Origin of the sequence: Roseovarius nubinhibens ISM (assembly GCF_000152625.1) — a bacterium.
Taxonomy (GTDB): domain Bacteria; phylum Pseudomonadota; class Alphaproteobacteria; order Rhodobacterales; family Rhodobacteraceae; genus Roseovarius; species Roseovarius nubinhibens.
Genome location: NZ_CH724156.1, coordinates 2,356,404 through 2,381,566 on the forward strand (window position 1 = coordinate 2,356,404; position 25,163 = coordinate 2,381,566).

22 protein-coding genes are annotated in these 25,163 nt (G+C 63.8%); 9 read left to right on the plus strand and 13 right to left on the minus strand.

The genetic code is table 11. The features are described from left to right. Positions 1–127: 127 nt before the first annotated feature. From ISM_RS11215 to ISM_RS11245, 7 genes are all read left to right on the plus strand, one after another. Positions 128–1,645, plus strand: a complete 1,518-nt coding sequence (locus ISM_RS11215; protein WP_040618035.1) for an ABC transporter substrate-binding protein — start codon at positions 128–130, stop codon at positions 1,643–1,645. 125 nt (positions 1,646–1,770) lie between these two features. Continuing rightward, on the plus strand, positions 1,771–2,688 hold the full coding sequence (locus tag ISM_RS11220) for an ABC transporter permease (protein ID WP_009814285.1): 918 nt from the start codon (positions 1,771–1,773) through the stop codon (positions 2,686–2,688). 1 nt (position 2,689) lies between these two features. Beyond that, positions 2,690–3,589 carry an ABC transporter permease gene (locus tag ISM_RS11225; RefSeq protein WP_009814287.1) on the plus strand — a complete coding sequence of 300 codons (900 nt, stop codon included), beginning with the start codon at positions 2,690–2,692 and terminating at the stop codon, positions 3,587–3,589. A 3-nt stretch (positions 3,590–3,592) separates the two neighbouring features. Further along, positions 3,593–4,600 (plus strand): ABC transporter ATP-binding protein, encoded by a 1,008-nt coding sequence (locus ISM_RS11230; RefSeq protein ID WP_009814288.1) that lies wholly within the window; start codon positions 3,593–3,595, stop codon positions 4,598–4,600. Next, the gene (locus tag ISM_RS11235) at positions 4,597–5,583 is read left to right on the plus strand and encodes an ABC transporter ATP-binding protein (RefSeq protein ID WP_009814289.1); all 987 of its coding nucleotides are present in this window, start codon (positions 4,597–4,599) and stop codon (positions 5,581–5,583) included. The genes ISM_RS11230 and ISM_RS11235 overlap by 4 nt, the downstream gene beginning before the upstream one ends. 3 nt (positions 5,584–5,586) lie before the next feature. Next, positions 5,587–7,149: a gamma-glutamyltransferase gene (locus ISM_RS11240; protein WP_009814290.1), complete on the plus strand. Its 1,563-nt coding sequence runs from the start codon at positions 5,587–5,589 to the stop codon at positions 7,147–7,149. An 11-nt stretch (positions 7,150–7,160) separates the two neighbouring features. Continuing rightward, positions 7,161–8,555 (plus strand): M20 family metallopeptidase, encoded by a 1,395-nt coding sequence (locus ISM_RS11245; protein ID WP_009814291.1) that lies wholly within the window; start codon positions 7,161–7,163, stop codon positions 8,553–8,555. 107 nt (positions 8,556–8,662) lie between these two features. On the opposite strand, the gene ISM_RS11250 is transcribed toward ISM_RS11245, so the two are convergent. The 7 genes from ISM_RS11250 to ISM_RS11280 all read right to left on the minus strand — a co-directional run bounded on the left by ISM_RS11250 (position 8,663) and on the right by ISM_RS11280 (position 16,552). Beyond that, complete coding sequence (locus tag ISM_RS11250; RefSeq protein WP_009814292.1) at positions 8,663–9,808, minus strand: iron-containing alcohol dehydrogenase; 1,146 nt, start codon at positions 9,806–9,808, stop codon at positions 8,663–8,665. Beyond that, complete coding sequence (locus tag ISM_RS11255; protein ID WP_040618036.1) at positions 9,805–11,184, minus strand: aldehyde dehydrogenase family protein; 1,380 nt, start codon at positions 11,182–11,184, stop codon at positions 9,805–9,807. Before ISM_RS11255 ends, ISM_RS11250 begins: the two co-directional genes overlap by 4 nt. Before the next feature lie 97 nt (positions 11,185–11,281). Continuing rightward, a complete protein-coding gene (locus tag ISM_RS11260; RefSeq protein ID WP_040618488.1) occupies positions 11,282–12,634 on the minus strand; it encodes a glutamine synthetase family protein in 1,353 nt (450 codons plus the stop codon). Positions 12,635–12,745: 111 nt separating this feature from the next. Continuing rightward, positions 12,746–13,780 (minus strand): TRAP transporter substrate-binding protein, encoded by a 1,035-nt coding sequence (locus ISM_RS11265; RefSeq protein ID WP_009814295.1) that lies wholly within the window; start codon positions 13,778–13,780, stop codon positions 12,746–12,748. Between the two features lie 48 nt (positions 13,781–13,828). Further along, complete coding sequence (locus ISM_RS11270) at positions 13,829–15,151, minus strand: TRAP transporter large permease (protein ID WP_009814296.1); 1,323 nt, start codon at positions 15,149–15,151, stop codon at positions 13,829–13,831. Continuing rightward, positions 15,151–15,747 (minus strand): TRAP transporter small permease subunit, encoded by a 597-nt coding sequence (locus ISM_RS11275; RefSeq protein ID WP_040618037.1) that lies wholly within the window; start codon positions 15,745–15,747, stop codon positions 15,151–15,153. The genes ISM_RS11270 and ISM_RS11275 overlap by 1 nt, the downstream gene beginning before the upstream one ends. Next, positions 15,740–16,552 carry an N-formylglutamate amidohydrolase gene (locus ISM_RS11280; protein ID WP_050754137.1) on the minus strand — a complete coding sequence of 271 codons (813 nt, stop codon included), beginning with the start codon at positions 16,550–16,552 and terminating at the stop codon, positions 15,740–15,742. Before ISM_RS11280 ends, ISM_RS11275 begins: the two co-directional genes overlap by 8 nt. Positions 16,553–16,673: 121 nt before the next feature. Here ISM_RS11280 and ISM_RS11285 point away from each other — a divergent pair, with 121 nt between their 5' ends. Further along, positions 16,674–17,552, plus strand: coding sequence for a MurR/RpiR family transcriptional regulator (locus tag ISM_RS11285; protein ID WP_009814299.1), 879 nt, complete (start codon positions 16,674–16,676; stop codon positions 17,550–17,552). A 2-nt stretch (positions 17,553–17,554) separates the two neighbouring features. Here the strand turns inward: ISM_RS11285 and ISM_RS11290 are convergent, their stop codons facing one another. The 6 genes from ISM_RS11290 to ISM_RS11315 form a co-directional block, all read right to left on the minus strand. Continuing rightward, positions 17,555–18,667, minus strand: coding sequence for a TFIIB-type zinc ribbon-containing protein (locus ISM_RS11290; protein ID WP_009814300.1), 1,113 nt, complete (start codon positions 18,665–18,667; stop codon positions 17,555–17,557). Positions 18,668–18,724: 57 nt separating this feature from the next. Further along, positions 18,725–19,852, minus strand: a complete 1,128-nt coding sequence (locus ISM_RS11295; RefSeq protein ID WP_009814301.1) for an SPFH domain-containing protein — start codon at positions 19,850–19,852, stop codon at positions 18,725–18,727. A 19-nt stretch (positions 19,853–19,871) separates the two neighbouring features. Further along, entirely contained in the window at positions 19,872–20,834 is a 963-nt protein-coding gene (locus ISM_RS11300; protein WP_050754138.1) for a DUF2927 domain-containing protein, read from the minus strand. A gap of 17 nt (positions 20,835–20,851) precedes the next feature. After that, positions 20,852–22,048, minus strand: a complete 1,197-nt coding sequence (locus tag ISM_RS11305) for a toxic anion resistance protein (protein WP_009814303.1) — start codon at positions 22,046–22,048, stop codon at positions 20,852–20,854. Between the two features lie 25 nt (positions 22,049–22,073). Further along, positions 22,074–22,970: a 5-bromo-4-chloroindolyl phosphate hydrolysis family protein gene (locus tag ISM_RS11310; protein WP_009814304.1), complete on the minus strand. Its 897-nt coding sequence runs from the start codon at positions 22,968–22,970 to the stop codon at positions 22,074–22,076. 224 nt (positions 22,971–23,194) lie between these two features. Next, positions 23,195–24,022, minus strand: a complete 828-nt coding sequence (locus tag ISM_RS11315) for a TerC family protein (protein ID WP_009814305.1) — start codon at positions 24,020–24,022, stop codon at positions 23,195–23,197. 123 nt (positions 24,023–24,145) lie between these two features. On the opposite strand from ISM_RS11315, the gene ISM_RS11320 reads away from it, so the two are divergent. Continuing rightward, positions 24,146–25,162 carry a GlxA family transcriptional regulator gene (locus ISM_RS11320; protein ID WP_040618040.1) on the plus strand — a complete coding sequence of 339 codons (1,017 nt, stop codon included), beginning with the start codon at positions 24,146–24,148 and terminating at the stop codon, positions 25,160–25,162. Position 25,163: the final 1 nt, after the last annotated feature.

The following is a 25,163-nucleotide window of genomic DNA, read 5'->3' on the forward strand; positions in this document are numbered from 1 at the left end:
ACATGATCCGCAAAAACCCTTGACGGGTGCGGGACTCTTCCGCTTAACTTGATCATATAACGATGCTGTGTGTCAAATAGTGATACTCGGCATCCCGTCAAAAAACTGCCACCCACAGGGAGCCGACATGAAAACTTTCCTTTTCAAGACCACTGCCATTGCTGCGCTGGCTGCCAGCACCGCGATGCCTGCCCTGGCCGACAAGGCCTCGGGCACGCTTAACGTGGCCTTCACCAAAGAGCTCGAGAACGTCGACAGCTATTTCAACTCGTCGCGCGAAGGCGTCGTGTTGCAGCGGGCGATCTGGGACGGTCTGATCTATCGCGATCCCGAGACCAACGAATATATCGGCAACCTCGCGACCAGCTGGGAGTGGATCGACGACACCACGCTCGAGCTCAAGCTGCGCGAAGGGGTGACGTTCCACAACGGCGAAGCGTTCAACGCCGATGACGTGGTGTTCACCGTCAATTACGTCGCCAAGGAAGAAAACGGCGTCAAGACGCAGCGCAATGTGAACTGGATGAAATCGGCCGAGAAGGTCGATGATTACACCGTGCGCATCCTGCTCAAGGACAAGTTCCCGGCGGCGATCGAATTCCTGTCGGGTCCGGTGTCGATGTACCCGAATGAATATTACGCCGAAGCCGGCCCCTCGGGCATGGGGCTCAAGCCCGTGGGCACCGGCCCCTATAAGGTGACCGAAGTGGTGCCGGGCCAGCATTTCGTGCTGGAGGCCAATGAGAGCTATCACGACAGCCCCAAGGGCCAGCCGGAGATTGCCAAGATCGACATCCGCACCATCCCGGATGTGAACACGCAGATGGCCGAGCTGTTCTCGGGCTCGCTCGATCTGATCTGGCAGGTGCCGTCGGACCAGGCGGAAAAGCTCGCCACGATGGACCAGTTCACCGTCGCCAATGAATCGACCATGCGGGTCGGTTACCTGCAGATGGATTCGGCCGGTCGCAGCGGTGAGGACAACCCGTTCACCAAGCTCAAGGTACGTCAGGCGATCAACCACGCGATCAACCGTCAAGAGCTTGTCGATGCGCTGCTCAAGGGCAAGAGCAAGGTGGTCTATACCCCCTGCTTCCCGAGCCAGTTCGGCTGTATCCAGGACGTGACCGAATATGAGTACGATCCGGAGAAGGCCAAGGCGCTGCTGGCCGAGGCGGGCTATCCCGATGGGTTCACCATCGAGTTCTACGCCTATCGCGACCGGCAATATGCCGAGGCGATTGCCAGCTATCTCAACGCCGTGGGCATCCAGACCGATTTCAAGATGCTGCAATATTCGGCGCTGCGTGAGCTCAACATGAATGGCGAAGTGCCGATCTCGTTCCAGACCTGGGGCAGCTATTCGATCAACGACGCCTCGGCCATGGTCAGCCAGTTCTTCAAGCACGGCGCGCTCGATTCGACGCGCGACGATGAGGTGCTCGAATGGCTCAACGTGGCCGACAGCTCGACCAACCCGGACGAGCGGATCGAGTATTACACCAAGGCGATCCAGAAGATCACCCAAGAGGCCTATTGGGCGCCGATGTTCACCTATAACACCAACTACGTCTTCACCGGCGAGGTCGATTACACCCCGACACCTGATGAGGTGCTGCGGTTCGTCGACATGAGCTGGAAGTAAGATCCAAACCGCGAGGGGCGCGCCTGGTCGCGCCCCTTATCCCCTGACCATGTGATGCCTCTCTTCAGGTCTGGCCCCAAGGGCCAGGCGGCGGGTGGTGTCATGTGCAGTTCGAGGTTTATCAAATGTTACCTTTCATCCTGAAACGTCTGGGCCTCGCGTTGCTTGTGGCCTTTACCGTCAGTTTCATCAGCTTCTCTTTGCTCTTCCTGTCGGGTGATCCGGCGGCGGCGCTCGCGGGCGAGACCGCCAGCGGCGAAGATGTCGAAGCGATCCGGCGGCTCTATGGGTTCGACCGGCCGATGCTGGTGCAATATGGCGAATGGCTCTTGTCTGCTGTGCAGGGCGATTTCGGGGAAAGTTACTATTTCAAGTTGCCGGTGGCCTCGCTCATCGCGGAGCGGCTGCAGGTGACCATGCTGCTCGGTGTCTGTGGCATCAGCTTTGCGCTGCTGACCGCCGTGCCGCTGGGCGTGGTGGCGGCGATCCGGCCCAATTCACTCATCGACCGGGTGGCGCTGTTCCTGTCAGTGGCCGGGCAGGCGATGCCGTCCTTCTGGTTCGGTCTGATCCTGATCGTGATCTTTTCGATCACGCTCGGCTGGCTGCCGCCTTCGGGGGCCGCGAGCTGGAAACATTTCATCATGCCGACCGTGGTGCTGGGCTATTACGCGATGCCCGCCATCATGCGGCTGACGCGGGCCGGGATGCTCGATGTTCTCAATTCGGATTACATCCGCACGGCACGGGCCAAGGGCGCGGGCGAGGGCCGGGTTCTGTTCAAACACGCGCTGCGCAACGCGATCATCCCGGTGGTGAGCCTCGCGGCGGTGCAGATGGGCTTTATGCTGGGTGGCTCGATCGTGGTCGAGAGCGTCTTTGCCCTGCATGGCGCGGGATACCTCGCCTGGGAGAGCATCGCCCGCAATGACCTGCCGACGGTGCAGGCGCTGATCCTCGTTTTCTCGATGTTCTACATCGTTTTCACCTTCCTGGCCGACGTTCTCAACGCCTGGCTCGACCCCCGTATGCGGAGTAGCTGATATGAGCAGTGATGTGACAGATCCCCTCACGGCGGAAATCCAAGGGCCGACCCCGCGCGAAATGCTCAAGGCACGGGCGCGGGGGCACAAGGGCCTCATCTTTGGCATGGGCATCGTTGGCCTGCTGGTTCTGGTGGCGATCCTCGCGCCGGTGCTGGCGCCGCATGATCCCTATGCGCAGAGCCTGATGAAACGCATGGCGCCGCCCGTATTCCTTGGCGGCACATGGGAGCATCCGCTCGGCACCGACCATCTGGGCCGCGATTACCTCAGCCGTCTGATCTATGGCGCGCGGGTGTCGCTTCTGATCGGGGCGGTGGCGGCGCTGATTTCCGGTGTCATCGGCACCGCGATGGGCGTCGCGGCGGGCTATTTCGGCGGCAAGGTCGATGCGGTGGTGACCTTTCTCATCAACGTGCGCCTCGCGATGCCGGTGGTTCTCGTGGCGCTGGCGGTGGTGGCGATCCTTGGCGGGTCGCTCACCGTGGTGATCTGTGTGCTGGGGCTGTTGCTCTGGGACCGGTTCGCGGTGGTGATGCGGGCCTCGACCCTGCAGGTGAGCCGGCGCGATTACGTGGCGGCGGCGCAGGTGATCGGTGCCTCGACCCCGCGCATTCTCTTGACCGAGATCATGCCCAATATCTTCAACAACCTGATCGTGGTGATCACCCTCGAGATGGCCCATGCGATCTTGCTCGAAGCGGCGCTGAGCTTTCTCGGGCTGGGCGTGCAGCCGCCGACCCCGAGCTGGGGTCTGATGGTGAGCGAGGGCAAGAACATGATGCTGTTCGAGCCCTGGCTGGTGCTGATCCCCGGTGCGGTGCTGTTCCTTCTGGTGCTGGCGATCAATCTCATGGGCGACGGTCTGCGTGACGTCACCGCCCCCGAAGGACGGAGCTGAGCCATGACCGAAGAGACGCTTCTGAGTGTGCGCAACCTGACGCTGACCATCCCCACGGGGAGCGGTATCCTGCATGCGGTGCGCGGTATTGATTTCGATCTCAAGCGGGGCGAGACCCTGTCGATCGTGGGCGAAAGCGGGTCGGGCAAATCGCTCACCTCGCTGGCGGTGATGGGCCTTCTGTCGAAGGGCATCAAGCGCGAGGCCGACGAGATGCGCTTTGACCAGACCGATCTGCGCAGCGCCTCGCCCAAGGTGATGCGCGATCTGCGCGGCAACCGCATGGCGATGATCTTTCAGGAACCGATGACCTCGCTCAACCCGGCCTATACGATCGGCGATCAGCTGATCGAGACCCTGCGGCTGCACCGCCGGGTCAGCAAGGCCAAGGCGCGCGAGCGGGCGATTGAACTGTTGGAAAAGGTCGGCATCACCGCCGCGGCGAGCCGGTTGGGGCAATATCCCCATCAGCTCTCGGGTGGGTTGCGGCAGCGGGTGATGATCGCGCTGGCGCTGATGTGCGAGCCGGATCTTCTCATCGCGGACGAGCCGACCACGGCGCTCGATGTGACCATTCAGGCGCAGATCCTGCGGCTCCTGGTCGATCTCACCAAAGAGATGAACATGGCGATGATCCTGATCACCCATGATCTCGGCGTGGTGGCGCGGGTCGCCGACAAGGTGGCGGTGATGTATGCCGGTGAGCTGGTCGAGACCGGTCCGGCCAAGGACATCTTTGCCGCGCCGAGCCATCCCTACACGCGCGGCCTGCTGCGCTGCATCCCGCAGCCCGGCAAGACCGAACGCGGCGCGCCGCTCGGCACCATTCCGGGCATCGTGCCGTCGCTCATCGGCGAGGTCACGGGCTGTGCCTTCCGCACCCGTTGCGCCCATGCGCAGCCGGCCTGCCGCGAGGCCATCCCGCATCATGGCGATGCCGCGCATCGTTTCCGTTGTATCCATCCCGACGGGGCCCGCTCCGCCGAGACCGCCGAAGGAGAGCCCGTATGAGTGAGCCCGTTCTCAAACTCGACAAGGTCAAGAAGACCTATACCGTCAAGCAGGGTCTCTTTGGCGAGCGCAAGCCGCTGACGGCGGTCAATGAGGTGAGCCTGTCGCTCGACAAGGGCGAGGTTCTGGGCCTGGTGGGCGAGAGCGGCTGTGGCAAGTCGACCATGGCCAAGCTCTTGCTCGGGCTGGAAGCGCCCACATCGGGGCAGGTTCTGGTCGATGGCGAGCCTCTCGATGGGCTTGACCGGCGCGCGCTGGCGAGCCGGTTGCAGCCGATCTTTCAAGATCCCTACAGCTCGCTCAACCCGCGCAAGTCGATCTATGACATCATTTCGCTGCCGCTGCGGGTCCACAAGATCGGCGACAGCGCCAGCCAGCAAAAGGCGGTGAAGGATATTCTCGATGTGGTGGGTCTGCCGCAGCGGGTGATGAACACCTATCCGAGCCAGATGTCCGGCGGGCAGCGGCAGCGGGTCGCCATCGCGCGGGCGCTGGTCATGCGGCCCGAGATCGTCATCTGCGACGAGCCGACCTCGGCGCTCGATGTGTCGGTGCAGAGCCAGATCCTCAACCTGCTGGGCGAGCTGCGCCGCGAGTTTGGCCTCACCTATCTGTTCATCAGCCATGACCTCGCGGTGGTCGAGCATCTGGCGACGCGGGTGGCGGTGATGTATCTTGGGCGGATCGTCGAAGAGGCGCCGGTGGCCGATCTCTTTGAAGCGCCGAAACACCCCTATACCAAGGCGCTGCTCAATTCGGTGCTCACGCCTGAGCCGGGGCTGGGCGTGCCGGAGACCGCGCTGGGTGCCACCTATCCCAACCCGATCGACCCGCCCTCTGGCTGTGCCTTTCATCCGCGCTGCCCGATGGCGACGGATCATTGCGCGGCCAAGGCCCCGCGCGCCATCGACACGCCCGCGGGCCATGTCGAATGTCATCTGCACGATCCCGAAAGTCCCATGTACAACAAGGACGCCGCTTAAATCATGTCGCACGCGCTCTCTTCGTCTCAGCACACCACGAAACATGTGATCGAAACAAAGGGGGGCGTGGTGGCATCACAGCACCGGCTCGCCGCAGAGGCGGGGGCCGAGGTGCTGCGCGCCGGGGGCGACGCGGTGGATGCGGCGGTCGCCTGTTCTTTTGTGGTGGGGGTGCTCGAGCCATGGATGAGCGGCCCGGCGGGCGGCGGCGCGGCGGTGCATTGGCGCGCCGACAGCGGCGAGGCGGTGGCGATCAATTTCGGCATGCGCTCGCCCAAGGGTTTGCGGGTCGAGGACTATCCTCTCTCGGGCGAGGGCAAGGCTGGCGATCTGTTCCCATGGGAGCGGGTCACCGAGGATCGCAACGTCCAAGGGGCCAAAGCGATTGCGGTGCCGGGCACGGTCGAAGGGCTGGGCCAGGCGCATGCGCGCTGGGGCAAGATGCCCTGGGCCGAGCTGGTCGCGCCGGCGGTGGCCCATGCGCGGCAGGGGATGCTCGTCGATTGGTATGCGGCGCTGATCATCGCCTCGACCGCGCGCGAGCTTGCCAAGGACCCGGATGCGGCGGCGATGTTCCTTGATGACGGGCAATGGCCCAAGGGCTCGGGCTGGACCGCGATCCCCGACAACCGTCTCGATCAGTCGCGGATGGCCGACAGTCTCGACATTGTGGCGCGGGGCGGGGCGCGGGCCTTTCACGAGGGCGATCTGGCGCAGGCCATGGCGCGCGATGTGCAGGAAAAAGGCGGCTCGCTCAGCTATGAGGACCTCAAGGGCTATCGCGCCTGGATGGGCGCGGCGACGCCGGTCAAATATCGCGATGCGCTCTATCATGTGATGCCGGGGCTGACGGCGGGGCCGACCTTTGCCCGCGTGATGGAAGAGCTCGAAGCCGTCGATATGTCGACCCCGGCGCAGGCCTATACGGCCTATGCGCGGGCGCTCGATCAGGCCTATGCCGAGCGGCTGGGCAAGATGGGTGACACGGGCGAAGTGCCGGAAGCGCCGGGATGCACCACGCATTTCGCGGTGGTCGACCGGGCCGGCAATATGGTGACCCATACCCAGACGCTTCTGTCGATCTTTGGCAGCCGTGTGGTGTCGCCCTCGACCGGGTTCCTGATGAACAACGGCATCATGTGGTTCGACCCCGAGCAGGGCAAACCCAATTCGCTCGGCCCGGACAAATCCTGTTTGATGAATGTCTGCCCGGTGCTGGGCGCGGTGGGCGACAAGCGCTTTGCCATTGGCGCGTCGGGCGGGCGCAAGATCGTCTCGGCGGTGTCGCAGCTCGCGTCTTTTGTCGTCGATGGCGGCATGGATATTGCCGGGGCCTTTCACAATCCGCGCATCGATGTGTCGGGCGGCGGTCAGATCATCGCCGATGAGACGCTGGACGAGGATGTGCTGGCGGCGCTCGGCGAGGTGCTGCCGATGAAAACCACGCGCCGCACCGTGCTGCCCTATGCCTTTGCCTGCCCGGCGGGGGTCATGCGGCAGGGCGCGGTGAACACCGGCTGTACCGAGATCATGTCGCCCTGGGGCGACGCCGCATTGGAAGACTGATTGGAGAAACCATGACCAGAGACGCCGCACTTGCCCATGTCGCCGATTATTACGACAGGGGCGCGTTTCAAAGCGAGCTTGCCGAGCTCGTCACCTATCGCAGCGAGAGCCAGAACCCCGCGCCCGAGGCGGCGGCCGAGCTGCGCCGCTATCTCGACGAGGCGATGCTGCCCCGGCTGAGCAAGCTGGGCTTTGACTGCGAGATCATCGCCAACCCGGATCCGCGTGGCGGGCCGCTGCTCATTGGCGAGCGGCGCGAGGGCGAGGGCCTGCCGATGGTGCTCACCTATGGGCATGGCGACACGGTGCGCGGGCAGGATGATATGTGGCGCGACGGGCTGCAGCCCTGGGAGCTCGTCGAAGAGGGCGAGCGGCTCTATGGCCGGGGGGTGGCCGACAACAAGGGGCAGCATCTGATCAATATCGCGGCGCTGGAATCGGTGCTGGCGGTGCGCGGTAGCCTTGGCTTTAACCTGCGGATCGTGATCGAGATGAGCGAAGAGGTGGGCTCGTCCGGGCTGCCCGAGGTGTTCGCGGCCTATAAAGACCGGCTCGCGGCGGATGTTCTCATCGCCTCGGACGGGCCGCGGCTGCAGCCCGAGGTGCCGACGATGTTCATGGGCTCGCGCGGCGGCACGACCTTTGATCTCATCGTCGAGACCCATGAGGGCGCGCATCATTCGGGCAATTGGGGCGGGCTTCTGGCCGATCCGGCGATGATCCTCGCCCATGCGCTGGCCGAGATCACCGACCGGCGTGGCCAGATCAAGGTGCCGGAATGGCGGCCCGACAGTCTCACCGACAAGATCCGCGACGCGCTGCGCGATTTGCCGGTGGCGGGGGGCGATGGCCCGGCGGTCGATCCCAACTGGGGCGAAGAGAGCCTGACGCCCGCCGAGCGGGTCTTTGGCTGGAACAGCTTTGCGGTGCTGGCGATGGTGTCGGGCGTGCCGGATGCGCCGGTCAACGCAATCTCGGGCTGGGCGCGGGCGAGCTGTCAGCTGCGCTATGTGGTGGGGACCGACCCTGAGGATGTGATCCCCGCGCTGCGCCGTCATCTCGACCGGGCCGGGTTCGACAATGTCCGGATCGAGCCGCATGACCGGGGGTTTTTCGCCGCGACGCGCCTTGATCCCGATCACCCCTGGGCCGAGTTCGTCGGCAACTCGATCCGCAAGACCAGCGGCGGCGATCTGCATGTGCTGCCGAACCTCGCCGGGTCGCTGCCCAACGACAGTTTCACCGATATTCTCGGTGTGCCGACCATCTGGGTGCCGCATTCCTATCGCGGCTGCTCGCAACATGCGCCGAATGAGCATGTGTTGAAATCCGTCTGCCGCAGCTCTCTCGAGGTCATGGCGGGCGTCTTCTGGGATATAGGTGAGACAGGCGGCCCCAAGGGCTAAGCCTGCGTAACAAGTACCATCACTCACGACAAAAAGAAGCGCCCCCGGACATCCGGGGGCGCTTCACGTTTCAGCACTGACGCAGTGGCGCGGGGCCCCGTGTCGCGTCAGAGCGCCGCCTTGAACAGGGCGCGCAGATTGTCGGTGGTGAGCGGCACCGGGTTGCCGCCACAGGACGGGTCTTCGAGCGCCATGGCGACCATGTCCTCGAGCCGGTCCTCGGTCACGCCGAGTTCGGTCAGGCTGCGCGGGATGCCGAGGCTGTCGTTGAAGCTCTGCACGAAGCGGCGGAAGCCGTCGAACCCGCCCTCGATGCCGAGATAGGAGGCGGCGAGATCGAACCGGTCCTTGATCAGCGGCGCGTTGAGCTCGAGCACGGCGGGCATGCAGACGGCGTTGGTGGTGCCGTGATGGGTGTTGAACACCGCGCCGATCGGGTGGCTCATGGCGTGGATCGCGCCGAGACCCTTTTGAAAGGCGGTGGCCCCCATGGCGGCGGCGCTCATCATATTGGCGCGGGCCTCGATGTCTGTGCCGTCGGCATAGGCGCGGGGCAGGTTGTCGATGACCAGGCGCATCCCTTCGAGCGCGATGCCCTGGCTCATCGGGTGGTAATGCGGGCTCGAAAACGCCTCGACGCAATGGGCGAAAGCGTCAAGCCCGGTGCCTGCGGTGATGAATTTCGGCATGCCCACGGTCAGTTCCGGGTCGCAGATCACCACGGCGGGAAGCACCTTGGGGTGGAAGATGATCTTTTTCACATGGGTTTCGGAATTGGTGATGACGCTGGCGCGGCCCACTTCCGAGCCGGTGCCGGCGGTGGTCGGCACGGCGACGATGGGCGCGATGGCCTCGGCATCGGCGCGGGTCCACCAATCGCCCACATCCTCGAAATCCCAGATCGGCCGGGTCTGACCGGCCATGAAGGCGACCATCTTGCCCAGATCGAGCCCGGAGCCGCCGCCAAAGGCGATAACGCCATCATGGCCGCCCGCCTTATAGGCCGCGACGCCCGCGTCGAGATTTTTCTCGTTCGGGTTGGGATCGACCTCGGAGAACATGGCGCGGCCAAGCCCCGCCGCCTCGAGAATGTCGAGCGCCTGGGCCGTGACCGGCAGGCCCGCGAGGCCTTTGTCGGTGACCAGCAGGGGCTTCTTGATGCCCGCCTGGGCGCAGGCCTCGGGCAGTTCCTTGATGCGGCCGGGGCCGAATTTCATCGCGGTCGGATAGGACCAGTTTCCGGTGAGGGTCATGATGTCACCTTTTTGAGATGGTAGGATTTGGGACGGGTCAGGTTGTGATAGCCGATCAGCGACAGGCCGCCGCCGCGCCCGGTGTTCTTGCAACCGGTCCAGCACAGGCCGGGATCGAGATAATCGGCGCGGTTCATGAAGACGGTGCCGGTCTCGATCTGATCGCCGACGCGCTGGGCGCGGTCGAGATCGGCGGTCCAGAGCGAGGCGGTGAGGCCAAATTCGCTATCGTTCATCAGCGCCACCGCCTCGGCATCGTCGCGCACCTTCATGATGCCGACCACCGGGCCAAAGCTTTCGTCGCGCATGACGCGCATGTCATGGGTCACATTGGTGAGGATCTGCGGCGTGAGATAGGCGGCGCCATCATCGGCGGCCATGGTTTCGATATGGGCGACGGCCCCGGCGGCGAGCGCCTCGTCGATCTGGTCGCGCACTTCGCGGGCAAAGCGGACATGTGCCATCGGGCCGATGGTGGTTTCCGGGTCGAGCGGATTGCCGAGCGTATAGCCCTGCACCACGGCGACGGCCTTTTCCACGAAAGCGTCATAGAGGCTTTCATGCACATAGATGCGTTCGATGCCACAGCAGCATTGGCCCGAGTTGAACATCGCCCCGTCGATGAGCGTGTCGACCGCCGCATCGAGATCGGCATCCTCCATCACATAGCCGGGGTCCTTGCCGCCAAGTTCGGTGCCGACGCCGGTGAAGGTGCCCGCCGCCGCGCGTTCCATGGCGCGACCGCCGCCCACCGAGCCGGTGAAATTGACGAAATCGAACGCCCGTTCGGCGATGAGCGCCGAGGTCGTGTCATGGTCGAGAAAGACGTTCTGGAACACGTCATCGGGCACGCCCGCCGCGTGAAAGGCCTGCGCCATGCGTTCGCCCACCAGAAGCGTCTGGGTCGCGTGTTTCAGGATCACGCTATTGCCCGCGATGAGGGCCGGGGCCACGGTGTTGATCGCGGTCATATAGGGGTAGTTCCACGGCGCCACGACAAAGACCACGCCATGCGGCACGCGCTTGATATAGCGTTTGAAACTGGCGTCTTCGCCCACCTCGATATCGGCCAGCCCTTCGGCGGCGATCTTGGCCATATGGCTCGCGCGTTCGTTGAAGCCGCCGAATTCGCCGCCATAGCGGATGGGGCGGCCCATCATATGGGCAAGTTCGGGCACGATCTCGTCATTCATCGCGCCGACGGCGGCAACGCCTGCCATCACGAGATCAATGCGTTCCTGCAGCGGCCGGGCCGCCCAGACCGCCTGGGCCATGCGGGCGCGGTCGGCGGCGTCGCGGGCCTGCGCCAGGCTCAGCGTGTCGCGCGTGGCGAACACCGAGCCGTCGATGGGCGAAATACATTCCAGAGTGCTCATCTTGTCCTCATTGTCGAAAGGGGCGCGAAGGGCGCCCTTGATCTTGCCAGTAGGGGGCCCCGCCGCCCGCGTCGGGCGCGGCACGGCGGGGCAGGTGTCAGACGCGTTCAAACCCGCGCTTGAGTTCGTAATCGGTAACGATCCGGTCGAAATCCTCGAGCTCGACCTCGGCAGCGCGGGCGTAATGCGTCACCACCTCCTCGCCCAGCGCCTTGCGCAGCATGGAAGACCCCAAAAGCGCCTCGCGCGCGTCGCGCAGATTGCCGGGGATGAGCCCGGTGTCCTCGCCATAGGCGTCGCCCTTGAACGGGGCGGGCAGGCTCAGCTTTTCCTCGATCCCGGCGATGCCCGCGGCGAGCAGGGCCGCCATGGCGAGATAGGGGTTGATGTCCGAGCCGCCGACGCGGCATTCGACGCGCACCGCCTTGGTGCCTTCGCCGCAGAGCCGGTAGCCCGCGGTGCGGTTGTCCACCGACCAGATGATCCGCGTCGGCGCGAAGGTGCCTTTGACGAAACGCTTGTAGCTGTTGATATAGGGCGCGAAGAAATAGGTCATGTCGGGCGCGTATTTGAGCAGGCCCGCCATGTAATGTTTCATCAGCTCGCTCATGCCGAGCGGGTCGTTCGCGTCATAGAAGGCCGGTTTGCCCTCTTTCCACAGCGATTGGTGGACATGGCTCGAGCTGCCGACCTTGTCGTGATGCCATTTCGGCAGGAAGCTCGCGGCATGGCCCTGCTGCCACGAGATTTCCTTGACCGCATGTTTGGCGATCGTGTGGTAATCGGCGGTGTCGAGCGCCGCGGCATATTTGATGTTGAGCTCTTCCTGACCGGCCTCGGCCTCGCCCTTGGAATTCTCGATGGGAATGCCCGCGTTCCACAGATGGTTGCGGATCGGGCGCATCACATGCTCTTCCTTGGTGGTCTGGAAGATGTTGTAATCCTCGTTATAGCCGGAATAGGGCTGCAGATCGCGGTAGCCGTCCTTGCGCAGCTCTTCAAAGCTCTTCTCGAAGAGGAAGAATTCCAACTCGGTCGCCATCATCGCGTCAAAGCCCATGGCGTCGAGCCGGGCGAGCTGTTTCTTGAGCATGGCGCGCGGCGAATGCGGCACCGGTTCATGCGTGTGGTGGTCGAGCACGTCGCACAGCACCATCACCGTGCCTTCGAGCCAGGGCACCGGGCGCAGCGTTGTGAGATCGGGCTTCATCACATAATCGCCATAGCCCTGCTCCCAAGAGGTCGAGGCAAAGCCCTCGGGCGTGGCCATCTCGAGATCGGTGGCCAGCAGGTAGTTGCAGCAATGGGTTTCTTCCCAGGCGCTGGCGATGAAATGCCCGGCGTGGAACCGTTTGCCCATCAGGCGGCCCTGCATGTCCACGAGGCATGCGAGGACGGTATCGACGCTGCCATCGGCAACCTGGTCTTTCAACGTATCGAAGGAGAGCATGAGCGGCCCTTTGTTGTTGCGGCCAAAACGCTTGGCGAAGCGTTTTGCCAAATTCCTGTGGAGGAATTTGGCCCACCCGGAAGCGGGCCAAATCCGATTGCGAAACCTCTATCAGGTGTAGCGGTAGGGCCGACCGGCTTTTTGCATGTCGGCGTTGTATTTTTTGAAGATTTCGACGACGCGCGCCTTGGTCTCGGATTCGGCGGCGATCTCGTCCCAGAAGGTGAGCGCGGCGTCTTCGACCTTGGCCCATTCTTCGTCGGGGATCGTGGTCAGCTTCATCTTGTCGCCATTGACGCGCAGCGAGGCTTCGCCACCCCAATACCACCACTGACGGTAGTAATGCGACTGGTCACAGCAGACGCGGAACAGCGTTTGCAGGTCTTCGGGCAGCTCGTCCCAGCGGCCTTGGTTGGCAAAGAACGACCCGGCCCAAGCGCCCGAGATGTTGTTGGTGAGGAAATAGTTGGTCACATCGGCCCAGCCGACGGTGTAATCCTCGGTGATGCCCGACCAGGCGATGCCGTCGAGCTCGCCGGTTTGCACGGCAACCTCGATGTCTTCCCACGGCAGGGTCACCGGCACGACGCCGAACTGCGCGAGGAAGCGACCGGCGGTGGGGAAGGTAAAGACCCGCTTGCCTTCGAGATCGGCGAGGCTGTTGATCGGGTCCTTGGTGGCGAAATGGCAGGGGTCCCAGGACCCGGCCGAGATATGTTTGACGCCGACCTTGGAATATTCCTCGTCCCAGATTTCATTCAGACCGTATTGGTTGAAGAGCACCGGCACATCGAGGGAATAGCGCGAGGCAAAGGGGAAGTAGCCGCCAAAGACGGTGACTTCGGTGGGCGAGGCCATGCTGTCGTCATCGGATTGCACCGCGTCAATCGTGCCGCGCTGCATGGCGCGGAAAAGCTCGCCCGTGGGCACCAGCTGATCGGCGAAGAAGAGCTCGATCTGCATCCGGTCGCCGGCGATCTTGTTGAACATATCGATGGCGGGTTTCACCACATGTTCGGCCAGCGCGGGACCGGCGTAGGTCTGCATCCGCCATTTGATCGTCGATTGCGCGATGGCCGGGGTCGCCAGCGGCGCGGCGGCGGCACCGACGGCGGCCGTGGTTAAGAACTTGCGTCTTGTGGTCATGGTCTCTCTCCTTTGTTGAACGAGGTGCCCCTTGCGGGGTCTTGGTGGTTATTTTCCGTAGACATAGTCGGGCAGCCAGAGCGCGATCTGCGGGAAGACCATCACCAGTGTCAGCGCGACAGCCATCACGAGGACGAAGGGGATGATCGACACATAGATGTCGCGAAGCCCGATTTCCGGCGGGGCCATGGCCCGCATCAGAAAGAGGTTATAGCCGAAGGGCGGCGTCATATAGGCGATCTGCGTGGTGATCGTATAGAGTACACCATACCATATGAGATCGAACCCCAGCTCGCCCACCAGCGGCACATAGAGCGGCGCCACGATGACCAGCATCGCCGTGTCGTCGAGAAACGTGCCCATGATGATGAAGCTGAGCTGCATCAGGATCAGGATCGCCCAAGGCCCGAGGCCGAGCTGCGAGGTGAAGAGATCCTCGATGGCCTTGACCGCGCCGAGCCCGTCGAAAATCGCGCCAAAGCCCAGGGCCGCGAGGATGATCCACATGAACATGCAAGAAATGCCGAGCGTGTTGCGCACCGAGTTTTCAAAGACTTCGCGGGTCATCCGGCCCTTGAGCACGGCGGCGAGAAAGGCGGTCATCGCGCCGATGGCCGAGCTTTCGACAAGCGAGGTCCAGCCGTTGACGAAGGGCACCATCATCGCGGCAAAGATCGCCAGCGGCAGGATGCCCGCGCCCAAGAGCCGCATCTTTTCCGCCATCGGCACGCGGCGCTCTTCTTCCGGCAGGACCGGGCCGAGATCGGGCTGCAGACGGCAGCGCACATAGATGTAGATGATGAACATCGCGGCCATCAACAGCCCCGGCAGCACACCTGCGAGCCAGAGCTGCCCCACCGGCTGCCGCGCGATCATCGCATAGAGGACGAGCACCACCGAGGGCGGCACGAGAATACCTAAGGAAGAGCCTGCCTGAATGACCCCGGTTACCATGATCTTGTCATAGCCCCGGCGCAGCAGTTCCGGCAGGGCGATGGTCGCCCCGATGGCCATGCCCGCCACCGACAGGCCGTTCATCGCGGAAATCAGCACCATGAGGCCGATCGTGCCAATGGCCAGACCGCCGCGCACCGGGCCCATCCAGACATGGAACATCTTGTAGAGATCATCGGCGATGCGGCTCTCGGAGAGCACATAGCCCATGAAGATGAACATCGGCAGGGTGAGCAGCGGATACCATTTCATCAGCTTCATCGCCGCCGAGAAGGGCACATCGACGCCGCCCGTGCCCCAGAGCAAAAGCCCTGCCGCCGCGCCGACAAAGCCGATGGCGCCAAAGACACGCTGCCCGGTGAGCAGCATCAGCATCATCGAGCTGAACATCAGCAGCGCGATCATTTCGTAGGACATCAGACCTCCACTCCGCGCAGACGCGCGATGTCACGGAAAAACTCGGCCAGGCATTGCAGGAGCATCAGGAAGACGCCGAAACAGAGCAGCGCCTTGACCGGCCAGATATAAGGGCGCCAGGCGCTGCGGCTGCGTTCGAGAAAGCCGAGCTTTTCCCCCGCCGCGTCAGAGCCTTCGGTGACCAGCGTCACCAGCAGATCCCAGAAGAAGGAAAACGGCTCGGTGCCGAAATAGCCGAGCGAATAGGCGGTCGAGCCGACCGCGCCATAGAGCAGCACGCCGAGGTAGAACATCAGGAACAGAACGGTGATCCCGTCCATCCAGGCCTTGGTCCGTGGCGACCATTCGCCATAAAAGAGGTCCATCCGCACATTCGAGCCAAGCTGGATCGAATAGGGCCCGCCGAGCACGTAATAGGCGACCATGACGAACTGGGCCATTTCCAGTGTCCAGAGCGACGGGTTGAAGAACGTCTTGGACACCGAGGACCAGAGCAGCACGCCGATCAGCGCAAAGATCAGATACATGGTGATGCGGCCGATGAAACGGTTCATCGCATCGACCCCGTGGATATAGCCGAGAATGAGTCTAGGCATTCTGTGCCCTCCCGGTCTTGGCACCCGATGACCCCCCGGCCCCCAGAGCGTCGAGCGCCGGGCGCAAAAGCGTCAGCATCTCGTCGGTCATCTGCGCCTCGTCAGCGGCATTGGTCAGCAGATCGTTGCGGATCTCGATCATCACATTCGGCAGGCCCCGGGTGATGCCGTATTCCTTGAGCGAATGGGTGACGCCATCCTGCGGGCCGTAGGGCTCGTTCCGCTCGACACGGCGATGCGGCAGGCGGTGCGCCTGATCGAGCATCGCATCGGCAAGACCTGCATCCTCGTCATGCAGAATGCCGATTTCGACGGCGCGGGGGCGGTCGTTATAGACGGGCGTAAAGCTGTGGATGGTGATGAGGAGGCTTGGCTGACCGGCCTCTGCACGGGCATCCAAGAGCCGGTACACCGCGTCGCGGAAGGGCAGGTAGACCCGATCGACCCGGGCCTGGCGGGAGGCGTCATCAAGATCGCGATTGCCGGGGACAGAGATTTTCTCTGATTGGGACGGCATGGCCGAGGCCGCATGCGGCGGGCGGTTGCAATCATAGACCAGCCGCGAGACCGTCGAGGCCACCAAAGGCGCGTCGAGCGCCTGCGACAGGCCCAGCGCCACGGCGCGCGCGCCCGGGTCCCATGCGGCATGGCTCTGCCGGTCCGCCTCTGCGAGGCCGAGATCGCCGAAGTCATCGGGAAAACGGTTCGATGCATGTTCACAGAGAATCACCGCCGCGCCCTGACCCTGTGGGTTGATCAGCTCGACCGCCTGCAAATCCTGAGTGTCGCGCAATTCTGTTGCCAAATTCCGTCCCCCTTTGAAAAAATGTTTTCACAAGCGGGAAAGCCTGTCAATATATTCACAGTGAGCCCGGAGAAGAATTTGATCAAAGGCGCCCGACGGGAGGGGCCAAGGGAGGGACGAGGTGCCGGAGACAGACGAAACCGTCCGCGATCTGATCCGCGCGCATTACGAGGATCTGACCCAGACCGAGCGCAAATGCGCCAATGCGCTGTTGCAGGATTATCCCGGCGCGGGGCTGGCCTCGATCACCGAGGTGGCGGCCAATGCCGACGTGTCGACGCCGACCGTGGCGCGGATGGTGCAAAAGCTCGGCTTCAAGGGGTTTCCGCAGTTCCACAAGGCGCTGCTGCAGGAGTTGCAAGCCAAGGTCTCGGGGCCGACACAGCGCCGCGATGCCTGGGCCTCGGAGGCCCCGGCGGCGCATCTTCTCAACCGGTTTTCGCAAGCAGTGACCCACAATCTGGAGCAGACCTTTTCGCATGTGGACAGCGACCGGTTCGACGCCTCGGTGGCGCTGCTGTCGCGCACGGAAGGCCAGCTTTATATCGTTGGCGGGCGGATCACCCGGAGCCTCGCCGATTATGCCTTTACCCATTTTCAGGCGATCCGGCCGGGGGTGGTGCATATGACCTCCTCCGCCGCCACCTGGCCGCATTACGTGCTCGATATGGGGCCGGGGGACACGCTGTTGATCTTCGATATCCGGCGCTATGAGGCGAACCTCTTGCGACTGGCGGAACTCGCGTCAGAGCGCGGCGTCAAGGTGGTGCTCATCACCGATCAATGGACCTCGCCGGTGGCGCGGGTGAGCGACCATGCCTTCACCTGCTGGGTCGAGATCCCGTCAGGTTGGGACAGCAATATCTCGACCATGATGCTGCTCGAGGCGATGATCGCCGCCGTGCAGGAGAGCCGCTGGCCCGAGGCGCGCAAACGTTATGAAGAGCTCGACCAGATCTTTGATCAAACGCGGCTCTTTCGCAGGCCGGGCAGCAGCTAGCCCTATTGCGCTTGGGCGTAGAGATAGCCCAGACCGGCGGCGAGCAGCGCGCCGAGGATGACGGCGATGGTGATCTTGATGGCCGACCAAGGGCGTTCGCCCTGCACCCGGCCAGTGCGGCCATTGACCACGAACCGGTAGGTTTTGCCGCGGTATTTATAGGCCGCGAGCCAGACCGGCAGCAGGATATGTTTGAAGGTCACGTCGCTGATCGCGGTGTCGATATCGTGGATGCGCTGGCGGTCGCCGCCGATGTCGAATTTCACGTCGCGGGCGATCACCCGGTCCATATGGGCGCGGGCCTCGTCAAAGCCGGTGTCGAGATCGACCGTATAGGCCTCGGCCCGAAATCCGGCAAGATATTCAGGACGATAGGGTTCGAGCGCCGCGAGATCCCAGGGCTCTAGCGCGTCGGTATAGCGTTTCGGCAGGGAGGTGGAGCCGAGCACGAGCACGTCGTCGAAGAAGCGCGCGACGCGGCCTGTGACGGCGCGCCAGCGGATTTTGGCGACGCGCTGGGTCTGGCGTTTGCCGTCGCGCATGACGGTGCGGTTCTCGTAATAGACCGTGCCGCGTTCGCCGCGATAGCGGCTTTTCGTATCGGCGTCGAAGGTCCAGTAGGGGACGTAAATTCCCTGCATTTTCCGACCCTTGCGGGCATATTCCTGCAGCCCGCCGGGGGCAAACCAGAGCCCTCCGAGCCAGTCGGTCATGGCCTGCCGCGCGGCGCGTTCTTCGAGGGCGAAGGGGAGGAGGGCGCGGGGTTTTATGTGGCGGTTGGGGCCGGTGTCGGTGACCACGGGGGTGGCGCAGAACGGGCATTCGGCGGCGTGGGTGGCGGCGTCAAACTCGAACACCGCGCCGCAGTTGGGGCAATTGACCGTGCGCGTTTCTTCGATTTCTTGCGCAGGCAGCAAGTCATTGATGGCGCTGCGAAAATCGAGCTCGTTGATGGCGTGGGGGGCGCTGGCGCGTTCGATCTCGCGGGTGTTGCCGCAGAAATCGCAGACCAGTTGATCGGCGCCCGGGTCATAGCGATAGTCGCCGCCGCAATTGTCGCAGGGAAAGCGGTATTGCGTCGGTAAAGCGTCGGTATCTGGTCGGTGCGGAATCATCAGGGCGCCAGCGTTGGATTTGGGTATTTGTCACCAGAAAGAGCGGGGGCCGCGCGCCTAGCCTGCGGGCGGCGGTGGCGGCGGCATGACGGTGAAGAGCTGGGCCAATTCGCGCACGTCGCCGGCGCGCAGCCAGCCATCCTGACCCGGGGTCCAGACATGGGTGTCGCGGCTCAGGCTGCCGTCACCGGCCATGCGGCCCATATCGGCCTTGGAGAAGGGGCCGCGGGTCTGGCCGGCCTCGGCGATATGCCAGACATGTTCCACGGGGGGCGGCGGCGGAGCGGGCTGGGCCTGGGCCGGGCGGGCGCCCCAGGGGCCGGATTGCGGGCTCTGCTGGCCCGACATCTGCTGTGCCATGGCAAGCCCCATGCCCGCGCCGAGACCGGCGGCCATGCCGCCACCAGCCGGGTTGCGGGCGGCCTCGGTCATCGCCTCGGCGGCGGAATATTGGGTGAAGCGGCCAAGATCGCCGGCGACGCCCATCGAGGTGCGTTTGTCGAGCGCCGCTTCGACGGCGGCGGGCAGCGAGATGTTTTCGATATAGAGCTCGGGGATGGAGAGGCCGTATTCGGCCACGGTGGCGGAGATGGCGGCGGCGACCAGCTTGCCCAGGTCGGCGGTGTTGGCGGCCATGTCGAGCACCGGGATGCCGGAGCTGGCCAGCACGCGCGAGGCCTCTTGCACGATGATGTTGCGGATCTGGTAGCTGATCTCGTCCATGGTAAATTCGCCGTCGGTGCCGACGATTTCGACGAGGAATTTCGCGGGGTCCGTGACGCGCACGGAATAGGTGCCATAGGCGCGCAGCCGGGTCGGGCCGAACTCTGGATCGCGCAGCATGATCGGGTTCTTGGTGCCCCATTTGAGATCGTTGAACCGGGTCGTGTTGACGAAATAGATCTCGGATTTGAAGGGCGATTTGAAACCGTGATCCCAATGGTTGAGCGTGGTCAGGATCGGCATGTTGTTGGTCTCGAGCATGTAGAGACCGGGGGTGAAGACATCGGCCAGCTGACCTTCGTGGACGAAGACCGCCGCCTGACCTTCGCGCACGGTGAGCTTGGCACCATATTTGATTTCATGGCCTTCGCGCTCGAACCGCCAGACCATCGTGTCGCGGGTGTCATCGGTCCAGTGGATGATGTCGATGAATTCGCCGGTGAGAAAATCGAAAATACCCATAGATCAGGTCTCCTCTGGGTTAACTATTGCCCATGGCACGGGCGGTCAGGCGGCGCAGGATCGGCCGTGCCTCGTCGATCCCCATGCCGGGGCGCAGGGCGGGATCGTAGAGCAGGCCGAGCAGCAGCTCGTCATGGGTGGTGAGTAGGGCGAACTCGTCATCATCATTGAAGATCGAGGGCCGAGCCCGGGGGCTGTCATTGGCGAGGCCCATGCCTTGGGCCATTTCTTCGTGCACGCAGGAGCGGCGCATCAGCTCGGGCTGTTCGGCGCGCACGAAGGCCACCGCGCGGCTGTAGCTGTAGCGGCTGTCGTTCGAGCCAAAGGCCGTCACGAGGCAATAGATCGAGGGCGGCAGGTTGGCGATGAGCGAGAGCGTCGCCGAGTTCACATTGGGCGAGACCGAGCGGAGCAGCGCCTGAGCCTCGCGCGTGTCATCGGCGGTCATGAAGAAGACGTGGAAATTGGGCGCGTTGGCGGACATCGAAATGGGATGGCCGGTGACCCGGGCGAGGCGCTGGGTGAAGCCCGCGACCATCGCGCGGTCGCTGGCGCGCTGGGCCTCGGGGACGGTCGAGCCAAAGCTCGTCGAGACCCGCACCGGGCCGGTCCATTTGCGCAGCGCGCCGGGGCGGTTGGCGGCGCGGGCGCCGCTCACCGTATGTTCGTCGTAAAAGGCGATCCGTTCGAAATTGCGCAGCACGTCCGTGTCGGTAAAGACCGTGTCCGGGCCGCCGCCATCGGTGCGCAACAGCCCCTGCGATTGCAGATGCTGTTCGAGCCGGGCGTAGCGCTGCGCCAGCGACTGGCTATAGGCGGAGGGCTGTTGCGTGGCGGGCTGGGCCGCGCTCGGCGGGCGCAGCGCCGTGGGCTGGGCCGGGGCCGGGGGGGTGGGCGCCTGCGTGGCGGGCAGGCAGGCGGCGAGCGCGAAACACGCCGCCAAGAGCCCCGTCCGCACGGATCTGCACCCCGTGATGGTCATCCCCGGCCCCGCCAAGATCAGCTCGGGACCGCGGTGCCGGCGTTGTCGCCGGTGCCGTCGCGGCGGGCCTTGGCGGAGGCGAGCGTGTCGCGCAGCTCGGTCTCCATGCGCTTGAGCTCTTCCTCAGCGGCGGCGCGACGGGCCTTGCCTTCGTCGGCGATCTGCAGGCTTTCCTGAATGGTGCCGATGAGATCGGCATTGGCCTGTTTCACCGCTTCGATGTCGAACACGCCGCGTTCCATCTCTTCGCGGATCATCTTGTTGCTTTCGCGCAGATTTTCGGCATTGGCGGTGAGCAGCTCGTTGGTCAGGTCATTGGCGTCGCGCACCGCGGCGGCGGCGGCGGCGGAGCGCTGGATCGTGACCGCCTGCGCCAGCTGGGTTTCCCACAGCGGCACGGTGTTGACGAGGGTCGAGTTGATCTTGGTCACCAGGCTCTTGTCGTTTTCCTGCACGAGGCGGATCGACGGCAGCGATTGCATCGTCACCTGGCGGGTGAGTTTGAGATCATGCACCCGGCGTTCGAGATCGTCGCGCGCGGCGCGCAAATCGCGCAGCTCTTGCGCCTTCATCACCTGATCTTTTTCGGGCGCGGCCTCAACCTCGGCCTCTTTGGCGGGGATGTCGACCGTGTCGAGCACCCGCAGCTTTTCCTCGCCGGCGGCGATATAAAGCGCCAGCTCGTCATAGAATTGCAGGGTTTTCTCGTAGAGCAGGTCGAGCGATTTGATGTCCTTGAGCAGCGTGTGCTCATGGCTCAGCAGATCGTCGGTGATCTTGTCGATCTGGCCCTGCACGCTTTCGAACTTGGCGGTGAACTTGGCGAAGGGGGCGGCGCGGCCGAGCAGTTTTTCCCACCAGCTGCGTTCGCGGCGCACGTCGAGTTCGGAGACCGAGAAGCCGCGGATCGTGGTGACGATCGAGCGCAGGCTGTCGCCTGCCGGGCCCACGTCCTTGTTGCGGACGCCCTGCAGCATGGATTGCGAGATTTCCTGCAGCTCGGCCTGGGCGGCGGAGCCGAAGGAGACGATCGAATTGGTGTCCGACATGTTGATCTCGTCCATCCGTTTCTGGATGGCGGCGCTGGTCGGTTGATCGGCCTCTTGCAGCGGCACGACCGCGTTGGCGTCGGCGGGTTCGGGCAGGATCATGGCGCTGACTTGCTCGACTTCGGCCAATGTGGCCTCGGCCTTGGCGCGGGTGCTTTGTGACATAACGGGTCCTCTCAACTCGGGGTACTTAGCTGTCCAGATGGATGCCTTCACGCTGCAGGCGGTCGCGCAGGACGCTGATCTCGATCTCGAGGTCAGAATTGTTGTCTTGCAAGAGCTTGCGCGTCTTGGCGGTGAAATTCTCTTCGAGATCGGTCAGCAGCATCATGTAGTCCGACCGGGCGCCGGCATCGCGGGAGCGGGCGTAGATATCGGCAAATTTGATCGTCGCGTCGGTGGCGCCCTTGAGGTAGACGCCGAGATAGCGCCGGGCGGCGGTGAGATCGCGCGGGTCCTCTTCGACCGTGCGCAGCATCTCGCGCACCTTGGTCTGAAACCGCTCGACGCGGGCCTCGGCCTGACGGTCGCCCGAGCGCAGGATGGCGTCGCGCATGGCGGCGAGATGGGCCTCGGCCTGATCGACGACGCGGGCGACGCGGTCGGTCTGATGCTGGTCGATGCCCTCCATCCCCTTGTCGCGCAGCGGGTCGAGACCGAAGGCAAAGCCGTGCAGCAGGGTGCCGGCCACCAGATAGACCAGCGCGGCGAGCGTGCCGCCGCCTGCGGCAAAGCCTGCGAGGCCGAGACCGATCCCAGTCAGCAGCGAGCCGGCCATCTTGCGCGGCACGCCGGGGCGGCGGGCCACCTTGCGGGCGTCATAGGCCTCTTGCGCGATGATGCCCTCGCGGCTGAGCCAGGCGGCGAGCAAAAGAGCGCCCAATGCCAAGAGGTTAAGCGCCATGGCGGAGGCGCCGTTGCCAAAGGCCTGCCAGATCAGCGGCAGCGGCGCGAGGAAGAGGAAATTGACGCGGCCCCCGGCGCGGGTGCGTTTTGCATCGCGATAGGTGCCGATGTCCGGGGTGGTCTCGGTCGGGTCCGTGTCGGTGGGGTCGGGGCTATATTTGCCGCCATATCTCTGCGCCATCACACGCCTCCTGCGACGGTCACATAGAGGATCAATATGACAAGCAGAAAAAAGGCCAGTTTCTGCAACCCGGTTCCCGACATTCAACCCCCACAAGCCTTGGTTTCTCGTCAATAACTTAGGGGATGCAAGGCAGGCTTGCTAGGGGGAAGATTGGCAGGGGCGAAACATCGCCCCCGCCGCTGTCTCTTGCCGTCGGGCCTATGACCCGCTCAGCGACCCGATCAGTGACGGGCGCCGCCCTGCTGGGCGCGGCGTTCGGCGTTGAGCTTGCGGGTATAGCCGGATTGGATGATCTCGACCGCAAAGAGCACGATGACCGAGAAGTAGAATGTCGTCTTGGACATCGGCACCACCTCATAGCCAAAGAACTTGAGCGCCAGCGTGTCGTCATGCATCGCATGGGCTGCCGCCTGACCGGCCTCGCCCAAGAGCACCACACCGACGATCAGCAGGATGAAGAGGCCGAGCACCTCGTACATCCGGTTCTTTTCGAGGAAGCGCGTCACGCTGTCGGCCAGCACCAGCATCGCCACGCCCGAGAGGATGATTGCCGTGGCCAGCACCGCAAAGACATCGGTGATCGCCAGCGCCGAGAGCACCGAATCGAACGAGAAAATCAGGTTCATGAAGACGATGAGCATCACCACCTTGGCCGCCGATTTGCCGCTCTTGCCTTCGACATCGGTGTGCAGTTGTTCGACGCTGAGCATATGGCTGATTTCCTTGACCGCCGTGTAGATGATGAACACGCCGCCGAGGATGAAGACACAGGTGGCAAAATTCACCCCGCCTTCGAGGATGCCGACCCAGTTCAACACGACGAAGGGTTCGGCCATCTTGTCGATCAGGCTGATCATCACGAAGAGCAGCACCACCCGCAGCGCCACCGCGATGATGATGCCCCAAAAGCGCACGGCGCGTTGCTGCGCCACCGGCGCGCGCTGGGACTCGATGGAGATGTAGAGAAGGTTGTCAAAGCCGAGAACCGCCTGCAAGAAACACAACATCAGCAGGTTACCCAGGTTCTCGATGGTCAGAAGGTCGGCCATAATTCCGCTCCGGAGATAATTACGCGTATGATGGGTGATGTAGCGCAGTGGTCGCTTTAAGACAAAACGAAACGCGCGGCGGCCTATATGCCGAATGCGACAAGGATGCTAAAGCAGGCGGTCATGACGGAACGGAATTTCATCTCCAAAGGGGCGGCGAGCCTGCAGGTGGCCTATGACGGGCCGCCGAAGGATTACCATTTCCTGCTCTTGCCACGGCTGACGCTTCTCGCCTTTACCTCGGCGCTCGAGCCGCTGCGCATCGCCAATCAGGTGTCGGGCAAAGCGCTCTATCGCTGGTTTCTGATGACCGAGGATGGCGCGCCGGTGACCTGTTCCTGTGGCGTCCATATCACCCCCGACAGCGGCTTGGTCGATGTGCCGCGCAATGCGGCGGCCTTTGTCTGTGGCGGCACCGAACCGGCGGGCACCGCCTCGCCGCGCATCGTCAACTGGATCGCGCGGCAGGACGCCCATGGCTGTGCGGTGGGCGGCATCTGCACCGGGGCCTTTGCGCTGGCCCGGGCCGGGGTGATCCGCGACCGGAGCTTTACCCTGCATTGGGAAAACCAGCCCTCCTTTGTCGAAATCTTCCCAAGGCTCGAGCCGACCGGGCATCTCTTTGAGGCCGATCGCGGGCTTGTCACCTGTGGCGGCGGCAGCGCGGCGACCGATATGATGCTCGGGCTGATCGAACGCGATCACGGCAAGGAATTGGCGCTCATCGTGGCCGATATGTGCCTGCATGCGCGCAGCGGCGCACAGGGCGTGGCGCAGCGCTCGGCCTATTCAGCCGCGCTTGGCAGCCGCAACCCGCATCTCATCGCGGCGATCCGGCTCATGCAGGAGAACATCGAGACGCCGCGCGACATTCTCAGCATCAGCGAAGAGGTGGGCGTGTCGCGGCGGCAGTTGGAGCGGCTTTTCAAGCAGCACACTGCCGTATCGCCGGTGGAATATTACATCGACCTGCGAATCGCGCGGGCCCATGCGCTGCTCAACGAGACGGATATGAGCATTGCCGAGATCGCCTCGGCCACCGGGTTTTCCGGCACGTCGCTGCTCGCGGCGCGGTTCCGCAAACGCTATGGCAAGCCGCCCGGCGCCTATCGCCGCAGCTGGAGCGTGACACCGGGTTAGG